15 protein-coding genes are annotated in these 11,939 nt (G+C 40.6%); 11 read left to right on the forward strand and 4 right to left on the reverse strand.

Annotated features, from left to right (window positions below; all coding sequences use genetic code 11):
• Nucleotides 1-2: 2 nt before the first annotated feature.
• Genes A3217_RS07970 through A3217_RS07980 form a run of 3 tightly spaced genes read right to left on the reverse strand, consistent with a single transcriptional unit; the run spans nt 3 to nt 3,016 of the window.
• Nucleotides 3-788: a pyridoxine 5'-phosphate synthase gene (locus A3217_RS07970; protein ID WP_066389404.1), complete on the reverse strand. Its 786-nt coding sequence runs from the start codon at nt 786-788 to the stop codon at nt 3-5.
• A gap of 25 nt (nt 789-813) precedes the next feature.
• Nucleotides 814-1,293 (reverse strand): acetolactate synthase small subunit, encoded by a 480-nt coding sequence (ilvN, locus tag A3217_RS07975; protein ID WP_066389408.1) that lies wholly within the window; start codon nt 1,291-1,293, stop codon nt 814-816.
• Nucleotides 1,294-1,297: 4 nt separating this feature from the next.
• Nucleotides 1,298-3,016: an acetolactate synthase large subunit gene (locus A3217_RS07980; RefSeq protein ID WP_066389413.1), complete on the reverse strand. Its 1,719-nt coding sequence runs from the start codon at nt 3,014-3,016 to the stop codon at nt 1,298-1,300.
• Between the two features lie 146 nt (nt 3,017-3,162).
• Here A3217_RS07980 and A3217_RS07985 point away from each other — a divergent pair, with 146 nt between their 5' ends.
• The 11 genes from A3217_RS07985 (at nt 3,163) to ruvX (ending at nt 11,196) form a co-directional block, all read left to right on the forward strand.
• Nucleotides 3,163-3,699 (forward strand): 50S ribosomal protein L25/general stress protein Ctc, encoded by a 537-nt coding sequence (locus A3217_RS07985; protein ID WP_066389414.1) that lies wholly within the window; start codon nt 3,163-3,165, stop codon nt 3,697-3,699.
• 16 nt (nt 3,700-3,715) lie between these two features.
• On the forward strand, nt 3,716-4,441 hold the full coding sequence (gene pth, locus A3217_RS07990; RefSeq protein WP_082807923.1) for an aminoacyl-tRNA hydrolase: 726 nt from the start codon (nt 3,716-3,718) through the stop codon (nt 4,439-4,441).
• Between the two features lie 101 nt (nt 4,442-4,542).
• Nucleotides 4,543-4,899 carry a class I SAM-dependent methyltransferase gene (locus A3217_RS09125; protein ID WP_156471900.1) on the forward strand — a complete coding sequence of 119 codons (357 nt, stop codon included), beginning with the start codon at nt 4,543-4,545 and terminating at the stop codon, nt 4,897-4,899.
• 542 nt (nt 4,900-5,441) lie between these two features.
• On the forward strand, nt 5,442-5,756 hold the full coding sequence (locus A3217_RS08000) for a thioredoxin family protein (RefSeq protein ID WP_066389416.1): 315 nt from the start codon (nt 5,442-5,444) through the stop codon (nt 5,754-5,756).
• Between the two features lie 207 nt (nt 5,757-5,963).
• Entirely contained in the window at nt 5,964-6,701 is a 738-nt protein-coding gene (gene modA, locus A3217_RS08005) for a molybdate ABC transporter substrate-binding protein (protein ID WP_231860232.1), read from the forward strand.
• A 21-nt stretch (nt 6,702-6,722) separates the two neighbouring features.
• The gene (locus A3217_RS08010) at nt 6,723-7,235 is read left to right on the forward strand and encodes a hypothetical protein (RefSeq protein ID WP_066389420.1); all 513 of its coding nucleotides are present in this window, start codon (nt 6,723-6,725) and stop codon (nt 7,233-7,235) included.
• Nucleotides 7,236-7,291: 56 nt separating this feature from the next.
• Nucleotides 7,292-7,954 carry a molybdate ABC transporter permease subunit gene (modB, locus tag A3217_RS08015; RefSeq protein WP_082807982.1) on the forward strand — a complete coding sequence of 221 codons (663 nt, stop codon included), beginning with the start codon at nt 7,292-7,294 and terminating at the stop codon, nt 7,952-7,954.
• Between the two features lie 9 nt (nt 7,955-7,963).
• A complete protein-coding gene (locus tag A3217_RS08020) occupies nt 7,964-8,851 on the forward strand; it encodes an ABC transporter ATP-binding protein (protein ID WP_066389424.1) in 888 nt (295 codons plus the stop codon).
• A 78-nt stretch (nt 8,852-8,929) separates the two neighbouring features.
• Complete coding sequence (locus A3217_RS08025; protein WP_231860233.1) at nt 8,930-9,853, forward strand: divergent polysaccharide deacetylase family protein; 924 nt, start codon at nt 8,930-8,932, stop codon at nt 9,851-9,853.
• A 54-nt stretch (nt 9,854-9,907) separates the two neighbouring features.
• Nucleotides 9,908-10,738, forward strand: a complete 831-nt coding sequence (dprA, locus tag A3217_RS08030; protein WP_066389426.1) for a DNA-processing protein DprA — start codon at nt 9,908-9,910, stop codon at nt 10,736-10,738.
• Between the two features lie 47 nt (nt 10,739-10,785).
• Nucleotides 10,786-11,196, forward strand: a complete 411-nt coding sequence (gene ruvX / locus A3217_RS08035) for a Holliday junction resolvase RuvX (protein WP_066389813.1) — start codon at nt 10,786-10,788, stop codon at nt 11,194-11,196.
• A 3-nt stretch (nt 11,197-11,199) separates the two neighbouring features.
• On the opposite strand, the gene A3217_RS08040 is transcribed toward ruvX, so the two are convergent.
• A complete protein-coding gene (locus tag A3217_RS08040) occupies nt 11,200-11,841 on the reverse strand; it encodes a toxin-antitoxin system YwqK family antitoxin (RefSeq protein ID WP_066389427.1) in 642 nt (213 codons plus the stop codon).
• Between the last annotated feature and the right edge of the window lie 98 nt (nt 11,842-11,939).

An 11,939-nucleotide genomic window follows, 5' to 3' on the forward strand; every position in this document is an offset into this window, starting at 1 on the left:
ATCTAAGGTGTTGGCAGTTGTTCTAAAATATCTTTTATCGCGCGCTCCAATCCCACAAATACTGCGCGTGCAATGATTGAATGCCCGATATTAAGCTCTGAAATCTCTTTGATTCTCACAATTGGTTCGAGATTATTTGCATTAAGCCCGTGCCCTGCAAAGCAAGCAAGATTAAGTGTTGTCGCCTTTTTTGCGGCATTTTGCAAAAGCAAAATTTCAGAATCTAGAAGCGATTTTAACTCCTCTTGTGGAAGTTCAAGCTCTGCAATACTTGCATTTGTGCGTGAAAGGTTGGTAGTTTGCATTAAAAAAATATTTGCATATTTCCCGGTATGAAGCTCGATAGCCCCAGCCCCTAATTCTTTTGCAGATTCTATCATCATCTCATTTGGCTCGATAAAAAGCGAGGTGGCAATATTGTGCTTGTGAAATTCCGCAAGCGTATTTTTAATATTTGCAAAGTTTTTTTCTAAATTAAGCCCGCCTTCCGTGGTTACCTCCTCGCGCTTTTCAGGCACAAGCGTAATGCGATTTGGTTTTAACGCGCACAAAAGCTCGATAATATGGGAATCCAGTGCGCATTCAACATTTACCGGCAGTGGCGCAGCGCTAATAACCGCACGCACATCATCATCTTGTATATGGCGTCTATCCTCGCGCAGGTGCATTGTGATTTGATGCGCGCCGGCATTTTTGATGATGAAAATCGCCTCCAAAGGATTTGGCTCGTTTATCGCGCGCGCTTGGCGTAGGGTGGCAATGTGATCGATATTCACGCCCAAAGTCATTTGCACGCTCCTTTAGTGATAATTTTTAGCGCTCAATCGCCACAGCGCCACTTTTCACCACCTCTTTTGGTTTATAAGATTCAATGGCACTGATGAAAGATTCTATACGTTGTGGCGTATCTGTGGCTGTAATAATAATATGCTTTTGATTTACCTCTGAAATAGTGCCATTATAAATGTTACAAAGGGTTTGAATATCGCTTAGATTCCCATTTGCAGGCAATTTGACAAGTACCATTTCTTTTTGAAATAAATTTTCGTGCTCCGTCACGCTTAGCACAGGGATAAGCTTATGAAGCTGCTTGATGATTTGCTCCAAAACACGCGGATTGCCTTTTGTGGTGATGGTGATATGCGAAAACTCGCTATTTGGCAGGGGCGCGACACTTAGAGATTCTATATTGTAGCCGCGTCCTGCAAAAAGCCCAGAAATACGCGCCAAAACGCTATGCTCATTAACAACGCACACGCAGAGTGTTTTTGTGCTTGTTTTTTCTTTTGTCATTTTGCTAACTCCTTTTTTTATACACAATCATCTCGTGAAGCGCCGCACCATTAGGCACCATCGGCAACACATCTTCATAGCGATCGACTAAAACCTCTATAAAGCACACTTTTTGAGAATCCACACATTCTTTTAATACGTCCAAAAACTCCTCTTTTTTCTCCACACGCCTTCCCATACCACCAAAAGATTCTATAAGCTTAATGAAATCTGGTTGCGAGCTCAAATCTGTGTGTGCAAAGCGATTGTCATAAAAGAAAGTCTGCCATTGACGCACCATACCTAAATAGTTGTTGTTAAGGATAATGTTAATAACAGGCAGCTTAGATTCCACGCAAGTCATAAGCTCTTGTATATTCATCAAAATACTACCATCGCCGGTGATATTTATCACACATTGTGCGGGCGTTTTTGCGCCGACTTTTTCTTGTAACGCACAAAGCGCACCAAGACTTGCTGGTAATCCATAGCCCATCGTCCCAAGCCCGCCACTTGTCAAAAATTGTCGCGCAAAACTAAAGGGGTAAAACTGCGCCGCCCACATTTGGTGCTGCCCCACATCTGTGGCAATAATTGCACGCTTGCCAAATTCTTTCCCAAGCGTCTCTATCACCCATTGCGGCTTAATGACTTTATCGCTATCTTCATAGCATAGCGGATTTTCCTGCGCGCAGAGATTAAGATGCTCATTCCACGCATTAATTTTCACACCATCATAGCCCTCTAGCTTTTGCCTTAGCTCTTTTGCCACGCTTTTTAAATCCCCAACAATTGGATAATCAATCTCTACAATCTTGCCTATCGAGCTAGGATCAATATCCACATGTGCAATTTTGGCATTTTTGCAAAAGACGCTAAGCTTGCCTGTAACGCGGTCATCAAAGCGCGCACCTAGACAAATAAGCAAATCACACTCACTCATCGCGATATTTGCCACGAAATTCCCATGCATACCAACCATACCAAGCAATAGCGGATTCTCATTTCCTAAAACTCCGCGTGCCATTAGCGTTTCCACACTTGGAATCTGCGTTTGCTCCACAAGTGCGCGCACCTCATCACTCGCCCCACTCAAAACTGCCCCACCACCGATATAAAATAAGGGCTTTTTTGCGCTCATTATGGCTTGTGTGAGTTTGTCAATCTGTTTTGCATTGCCCTTCATCGTGGGCTTATAAGTGCGTAAATTTATAGAATCTGGATAGTCAAAATCCCCGCTAATCCCGCTAATATCCTTTGGTAAGTCAATAAGCACCGGTCCGGGACGCCCACTGCGTGCGATATAAAAGGCTTCTTTCAAGATTCTAGGAAGTTCTTTAATATCTTTTACTAAGTAATTATGCTTCGTGCAAGGGCGCGAAATCCCCACCGCATCAATTTCTTGAAACGCATCTGTGCCGATTTGACTAATTGGCACTTGCCCACTAATCACAACCAAAGGAATAGAATCCATATATGCCGTGGCAATCCCTGTAATAGCATTTGTAAAGCCCGGACCGCTTGTGATAATCGCCACGCCAACCTCGCCACTAGCACGCGCATAGCCGTCGGCTGCGTGCAGTGCTGCTTGCTCGTGACGCACGAGGATATGACGAAAATATTTTTGCTTATAAATTTCATCATAAATATGTAACACCGCCCCGCCGGGATAGCCAAAAACAACCTTTACATTTTCCAACGCAAGCGCTTCAATAAGCATTTGTGAGCCGGTTAATTTTTTCATCTTTCTCTTACTTCCTTCAATAATCGGATTTTTATCATCGCAAAAAGGGCTTATTATATAAAGCGTAGGTAAAAATAAATCTTAATTTAAGCAAGCTTCATGTAAAATCGCGCCCTTTTTAATCCCAACAATCTAAGGACAAAAAAATGTTAGAAGGTATCATTAGAGAGAGTATTTCAAAAGCAAACTCTAAAGCTTTGCGAAAAGATGGTTATCTGATTGCCAACATTTATGGAAAAGGACAGGAAAATATCCATTGTGCGTTTAAGCTCAATGACTTCATCAAGGAGATAAAAAACAAGCCAAATCTTATTTTTCAAGTCAAAATTGGCGCAAAAACCTTTGATGTCGTGGTGCAAGAATATCAAAAAGACCCTGTGACAAGCACACTCAAGCATGTAGATTTACTTTTAGCCCAAAAAGGCGTGGCAAGTAAATTTAAAGTGCCTGTGAAAACAAAGGGAAGCGCGAAGGGGCTTAAAAATAAAGGTGTGCTTTTCATCTCTACAAAGCGCATTAGCATAAAATGCACCCCTGAAAAGCTCCCAAATGCGTATGAATTCGATGTAAGCGATTTAGATGTGGGCGATTCTATCCTTGTGCGCGATTTAACACCAATTGAAGGTGTGAGTGTGCTAGATAAGCCAAATGTCGCTGTTGTAGGTGTGATTAAAGCGAAATAATTTACAATAGCGCAGAATGAGCGCATTACTTCTTGCCGGACTTGGAAATCCGGGGCAGAAATACGCCAACACAAGGCATAACCTCGGATTTATGGTGCTAGATTCCCTCACACAAAGGCTGGGTGTGCAATGGAATCTCGATAAAAAGCATAATGCGCTTATTGCTTCTCTGCAAAGAACGCAGGCTTTATATTCTTTTTCACAATCTCAAAAATCTGCAAATTTGCAATCCAAACAATCCACGCAAAATGCGCCCACACAACCCCAACCACAAAAACATATTTTGCAAGAGCGCGTTTTTTTACTCAAACCTCAAACTTTTATGAATAATTCCGGCGTAAGTGTCGCAAGCGTTTGTAATTTCTACAAAATCCCTTTGCAAAATATCGTGGTAGCGCACGATGAGCTTGATATTGAGCTAGGGGCAATGCGCGTGAAAAAAGGCGGGAGCAGTGGCGGACACAATGGACTAAAATCGCTAGATTCCCATCTTGGACGCGAATACATACGCCTGCGCTGTGGTATTGGCAGACCAAAAAAGACAAACGAGGTAGGAGAGATGGGCGCACACGCGGAAAATATCATCAATTATGTGCTTGGGGATTTTAAAAATGATGAATTACAAAAGGTAGAGATTCTCGTGCAACGCGGAGTTGAAGCACTTTTATTTTTTATCCAAACGCAGGATTTTACACAATTGCAAAATAACTTTAGCAAAAAGGCGAGTTTAAGTCCTAACTAAGCATAAACACAAAGTTGCTACAAAAAACCTTTACATAAAAATTAAAATACACTACAATTTCAGGCTTTTATCTTAAAATTTAACTTTTTGCGGGGTGTAAAATGCAACAATCTCAACTTCATAAAATCTATGACGACAATTTTTATATGGCGCAGGCAAGTGGCTCTTATCTTTCTGCAAAAGAGATTCTTCCGCAAGTTAAGGAACTTTTTGGGGAAGTGCAAAGCGTTATTGATGTGGGTTGTGGTATGGGGACTTGGCTTCGCGTGTGGAGTGAGATTGTACCAGATATAAAAATTTTTGGTATTGATGGAAATGTAGCAGATTCAAACCTTTATCATATCCCCTTAGAATCTTATAAAGAAGTCGATCTTAACTGTGATGCGCCAATCCTTATGCAAAAAATCTTGGAAAAATGTAATATCTCTAATGGGGGGGGGCAAAGCCATTTTCTCTAGCTCAAAGTCTAGAAGTCGCTGAACATCTCTATGAAAAGCACGCGTCTAATTTTATAAAACTTCTCACCTCACTCTCTGATATCATACTTTTTTCCGCAGCAATTCCTTATCAAGGTGGCACGCACCATGTCAATGAACAAGCACCAGCTTATTGGGCAGATTTTTTTACCAAAGAAAATTTTGTATGTTTTGATATTTTGCGTCTAAAAAATTGGGGAAATGAAAATATAGAATGGTGGTATAAACAAAATATCTTACTCTTTATCCATAAAGATAAGCAAGAACTCCTCTTAAATCAAGGCTTTAAGCCCGTGTCAATTCCTCCCTATCTTATCCACCCTGAATCTTGGAAACATAAAAATCAAGAGATTGCAAATCTACTCCACAGCACAAGGCATTATCGCAAACTAAAAGGATTTATTGCTAAAATTCCTTTTCTTAAAACGTTGTATCACAAGCTCGCCAACTAAGCACCCTTACCAAATGTTTAGCTTTTTTGTTTATAAATAGAGCTTTTATATTTAAGGAACAAAGGGTAAAAAATGGTAAAGCAAATTAATGCAACACAATATGAAGAACTTATCAAAAATGGTTCAAGTGTCGTAGTACTCGGAGCTTCGTGGTGTCCGGATTGTCGCAGGATTGAGCCCGTGCTAGATTCTTTGGCAAAGGATTTTAGTGGAAAGGTGGAGATTTATTCTATCTCGATAGATTCTGAACCAAATCTCAAAGATGCCCTTGGTGTGCGCAGAATCCCAACGCTCATTGGCTACAAAAATGGACAGGAAGTGGGCGAGCGCCTCATTGAGCCAAGCTCTAAAGTGCCTATCCAAAATCTTATCGAACAAACACTCTAAAGCCTCTCCCACTAAATTTAAAAGTGGTTTAAACTCAAACCACTTTTAAGAAATCTTTACGCTAAATTCTTAAAAATATCTTAAAACACCTTATTGCAAGTTTTCTCTTTAAAATTTTTATCCCAAAGTAACTATATAGTAAAAAATATAGTATAATCTCCGCTTCAAGTTTCAACTTGTAAATTTCTCACCTTGAAAGGAAAGTATATGTTACGCATAGTATTGATTTGCGCGCTGATTGTCTCTAGCGCGTTTGCGGAGAAAATCAACGTTTTGGCAGCGGCAAGCTTAAAGTTCGTTTTAGAAGACATTAAGGCAGAATTTCTTAAAAGCCACGAAAATGATGAAATAGAAATTAGCTATCTCTCATCAGGCAAGGCGTATGCACAGATTAAAAATGGCTCGCCAGCAGAACTTTTTGTCGCGGCAGATTCTGGATATCCACAGAAGGTTTTTGAAGATGGGCTTGGCGCGGATAAGCCACAAGATTATGTGCGCGGGAAGCTTGTAGTTTTTAGCGCGAATAAGGATTTTAATGCAAGCAATGCAAAGATTTTGCAAGATTCTAAAATCAAGCATATTGCTATCCCTAATCCAAAGCTCGCGCCCTATGGTGTTGCAGCAGAAAGCTATATCAAAAGTATGAAGCTAGAAAAAGAGTTAGAAAAAAAGCTCGTGCTTGGGGAATCTATCGGGCAAGCCACGACTTATGTCAAAGAGGGTGCGGCAGAAGTTGGCTTTAGTGCGCTTTCAATGGTAATAAAAGATGAGGATAAAAATATCACTTACACTATTATCGAGCAGAAATACTACAACCCTATCGTGCAGTCCTTAATCGTTACAAAAAGCGGAAAAGATTCTAAGCTGGCAAAGGATTTTGCGCAATATATTTTGGATAAAAAAGCACAGGAGATTTTCAAAGAATACGGCTATGACGCGCCTTAAACCTCATAAACTTGAGGCAAAATGAATACGCTTTTAGCTTATATCAAGGAGATTGTTTTTGAAGGGAATCTAGCACTTGTGGTGTTAGATTCCCCCATTGGTGAGCTTAATGCGCTTATTATCTACACGCAAGAGCGCTGGGAAAAGGGACAAAAAGTAAAAGTGCTTTTCAAACAAACCGAGCTTTTAGTTTTTGCACCTTTTAAGTCTAAGACTCTAAAGATAAATAAAAACCCTAAAAAGCTAGAATCTACAAATCTAGCGTGCGTATGTAGCACGCAAAATTGCTTTTTGCAAAAGATAGAAGCGATACAAAAAGATTCTATCCTTTCTCTTGTGCGTTTTGCTAGTTTAGATTCTCTTAATTCCTATGCAGACTTTCAAGCCCACACAGATACAAACGCACAAGATTCTCACATTAGCGCACTTATTGCCACAAAGGATTTGGAGCATTTAGAATCTCTTGGCTTGAAAGAGGGTGAAAAATGCGCTTGGTGTGTGAATCCCACACATATTTTACTTGAGCATCTTTAATTGCAAAAACCGCAAAAAGGAGAAAACAAGTGTTTGAGCAAGAATTTTTACAAACAATGTTGCTAACCTTTAAGCTTTCATTCCTCACCACGCTTATTTTACTGCCACTTGGCATTGCGCTTGCCACACTTTTAGATTCTATGCGTTCAAAGTTTGGGATTTTGCTTGAGGCATTTATTTGGATGCCACTTATTTTGCCCCCATCAGTGCTTGGATTCTATCTTTTGGTCGCGTTTAATAAGCAAAATTTTTTAGGCAAATTTTTGCTTGAGCATTTTTCTTTTCAGCTCACCTTTAGCTTTGAAGGACTCGTGCTTGCAAGCGTGATTTTCTCGCTTCCTTTTATGGTAAATCCTATCAAAAATGCCCTAAGCGCACTTCCTAACTCAATCAAAGAAGCCAGCTACACACTTGGGAAAAGCAAAATCTATACGCTTTTTTTTGTGCTTTTACCAAATATCAAAAGCGCACTCTTGCTTGGTTGTGTAACGAGCTTTGCGCATACGATTGGGGAGTTTGGCGTGGTGATGATGATAGGTGGTTCGCGCGCAGGTGAGACAAAGGTCGCAAGCATCGCAATTTATGAGCAAGTGGAGACACTAAACTACAACCTCGCGCATCAATACGCGCTCACACTTTTTGTTATTAGTTTTTTGAGTTTATGCGTGATTTTTTACATTACGCGCAAATATTTTGACAATTCGCTAAAAATCATCTAGGGGTGCGCGATGGATATTAATCTAGATTTTAGCAAAAAGCTCATTGGTATAGGTGCGCAAAATACGCTTACTTTACGCGTGCAGGAAAGTTTAGATTTTGGGAGTTTTTTAGCACTTTTTGGCAAATCAGGCGCTGGAAAAACGACAATTTTAAGAATCCTAGCAGGGCTAACAAAGCCAAATGAAGGTGTTATCAAGGTTGGGGGTGAAGTGTGGTTTGACAAAAAAACAAATCTTGCGCCACAAAAGCGCAGTATCGGCTTTATGTTTCAAGACTACGCACTATTTCCGCATTTAAATGTGTATGAAAATATTATCTTTAGTCTTTCAAATAAAAAAGAGCGCGACTTTGCGGACTGGCTCATTACACTTATGGAGCTAACACCAATTCTCAAAAATCCTGTGCATCAAATCTCTGGTGGACAAGCCCAACGCGTGGCTTTAGCGCGTGCTCTTGTGCGTAAGCCAAAGATTTTATTGCTTGATGAGCCTCTAAGCGCACTAGATTCTGCAATGCGCGCAAGTTTGCAAGATGAAATCGCAAGGTTGCATCATCATTTGGGTTTGAGCACACTGCTTATTAGCCACGATATTGTTGAAATTTTTAAGCTCGCTTCAAAAGTGTGGGTGATAAAAAACGGCACAATAGTCCAAAGTGCAAGTCCGCAGGAGATTTTCACCTCACGCAATTTAAGCGCACAAGTCCAACTAAGCGGGGAGATTCTCTCCAAGAAAAATCAAGGCTTGGTGGATATATTTGAGATTCTCTGCGGGAGTGAGATTGTAAAAATCCTTTATGAAAGAAGCGAGGCAGAGGCTTTTAGTATAGGTGATAAGGTGCTTTTGGTGCAAAAAGCCTTTAATCCGATGCTTTTTAAAATAAAAAATCCGCTTTAAATTTTTCTTCCCTCGCATTCAATTAAGGCATAAGCAAAGTAAAAGTCGCTAGAATGCGCGCTTAAAAACGGAGTGCCTTTGAAATTTGTAGGGCTTTTTTGTGCTTTTTTGTGCTTTTTGCAGGCTGATACACTTTTTGATAACCTAAAAAAACAAATTGAATTTGCTAAAGAGCAGTATTTGCTTTATCAAAATGAATTAGGTTTTAAGAATCTAGACCCAAAAGATATTATCCTAAAGCCAATAAAACCCAAAATACCAAAGACGCAAAAGCCCCAAAACGTCCAGAATCTCCCAAAACTTCTCATCATTATGGACGACATCAAATCGCTTGAACAGATTCATTCCTTACAAAAAATCGGGCTTAACATCACACCTTCGATTTTCCCAAAAACGCCCGCAAGCCCAAAAACCCCAGAGATTGCAAAGCACGCTAAAGAATATATGATTCACCTACCATTAGAAGCGTTGAAGTTTCCTCAAAAAAAGCTTGAACCAATCCCAATAGGCACGAGTCGTGAAGAAATATTAGCGCGCCTCAAGGCAATCAAGGCGCAATTCCCTAACCTTAAATACCTCAACAATCACACAGGCAGTAAATTCACCAGCAGTTATAAGGATATGAATATTCTTTTAAGTGTGCTTGATGAGCTAAATTTACATTTTATTGATAGCGTCACCACACCTGAGAGCACGCTTGCAAGGATTTCACAGGAGCAAAATCGCCTTATTATGCAGCGCGATATTTTCCTTGATAATCGCGTGAGTGAGGAGAGTATCGCCTTGCAAATTGAGCTAGCCATTGCAAAAGCTAAGCAAAAAGGCTACGCGATTGCTATTTGCCACCCGCGCCCAAGCACTTACAAAGCCTTGAATAGGGCTAAAAATAGGCTTAGCAAAGAAGTAGAACTCGTAAGTCCCCAAGAATTAGAATCTTATCTCACAAAGCGCAAAATCACCATTTATGCGCGCTCAAAGTTTCATTATGCTCAAGAAAACTAGCTCCGCGCAACATCCAAGATTCTCACAATGAGAATCTTTAAGGAGTTTCAAAGTATGCAAGTTTCCCAAAACTCACAAAATGTTCAAAATAAAAAAACGCATTCAAATCTTTCTTTTGCGCGTCTAGATTCTATTCCCCAATCATTGCAAGCTTTACCAAAACCACCAAAAGAGCTTTTTTACAGCGGGAATCTTAAACTTTTAGAATCCCCAATCAAAATTGCCATCGTAGGCACGCGCGCGCCAAATCCTTACACAAAACAATTTTGCGCAATGCTTGCTTCAGAAATTGCCAAAGCTGGTGGCGTGGTGGTAAGCGGTGGCGCGCTAGGCGTGGATATTATCGCACACAGGGCGAGTTTGCCAAATACCATTATGTTTTCCCCCTCAAGCCTTGATATTATCTATCCAAAATCAAACACACAAACAATCGCGCAAATTATGCAACAAGGGCTGATTTTAAGCGAATATGCGCAAAATTACCAACCGCATAAATTTAGCTTTTTAGAGCGTAATCGCCTTGTGGTGGGCTTGAGCGATTTTGTCATTATCCCGCAGGCGGATTTGCAAAGTGGCTCGATGCAAAGCGCGAGGCTTTGTATTGAATCCAAAAAGAAGCTTTTTGTCCTCCCACACCGCATAAATGAAAGTCTCGGCACGCAGAGCTTGCTTGCGCGAAAGTTTGCAAGCGCAATTTACGAGATTAAGGATTTCATTGCTGAAATTTTTGGTGTGCAAGATGATAAAGTGCAAGATCCGATTTTAGAATTTTGTAAAAACGTCCCAAGTTATGAAGAAGCACTCGCGCGCTTTGGGCTAGAGATTTTAGAATACGAAATGCAGGGCAAAATTTTGCGTGAAAATGGGATTGTGCGTTTATGCTAGATTCTATCAATTCTCCTGACGCCAACGCAAATTCTGCAGATTCTAAAATGCAAAACACTTGCTTTGTAGCGTGCGATGTTGGATTAAAGCGCATAGGTTTAGCCACATACCAACAGGGCGTGGTTTTGCCTCTAAAACCAATCTTACGCGTCAATCGCAATCAAGCCGCGCTCGCGCTAGATTCTCTCTTGCAAGAAAGAAGCGCTACACATCTTATCATCGGCTTACCAAGTGGCGGGCTCGCAGGACATAAAGAAATGCAAAGGCGCATTAAACACTTTGCCTCACTCCTTAACTTTAGCGGGGAAATTGTGTATGTAGATGAGGATTACAGCTCTAAAGAAGCAGCGGATTTTCTCACGCACTCACGCGCAAGGAAGGATAAAAGTGGTCGCCTTGATAGCATCAGCGCGTGCATTATTTTAGAAAGATTTTTAGATGCCACTTTACGAGGATAGGTTTTAGCGGATGTAATCCTCCCTGCTTACTTCTACGCCGTCTTTGTAGATGATGATAGCCTGCAATGCGCCACTTGGCGTATAGAGTCTAGATTCTCCATTAGCAAGGTCATTGCTATAATTCCCCTCTTCGCGCATTACGCCGTGTCGATAGTAAGAAAGTAGCGCGCCATTGGCATCACCACTGACAAAAAACATCTGTGTGCGGACTTGATTATTATCATAATACCACTTTGTCCAGCCATCTTGCCTGCCTTCTTTGAAAGAGATTTCCCACGCAAGCGCGCCATTATTGTGATAAAGCTTAATAACGCCTGTGTAGTTGTAGTCTTGCACTTCCTTTGGATTTACAATATCTTGCAAGGAAAATTTCAGCCCGTTTGCGCTTTTTGTGGGTGCTTGGTTGCTTTGTGTGCTTTTTTGAGTCCCTTTTTTTTGAGAATCTTGCGTGTTTTTTGGCTTTTTGGTTGTTGTGGGTTTTTTAGACACTAGAGAATCTTTAGGCACATTTTGAATCTGGGCTTGGGCGGTAGTTTTTGTATCATTAGCACCCAAAACTTGCACGCGCTCTTGCTTGCAGCCCACAAGCACAAAAAGCGCAAGCAGCCCAAAAAAATAAAAAGGTAAAAGAAAATCTTTTTTCATCATTTGCACCTTACATTTAAGAGAGAAAATTTAAGAGAGTTTTGCTAGGAACTTATCGTAAATTTCTTTTAAATTTGTAGTGTGAATTTAAAAGATTT

It is taken from the genome of Helicobacter himalayensis (genome assembly GCF_001602095.1).
Classification (GTDB): domain Bacteria; phylum Campylobacterota; class Campylobacteria; order Campylobacterales; family Helicobacteraceae; genus Helicobacter_F; species Helicobacter_F himalayensis.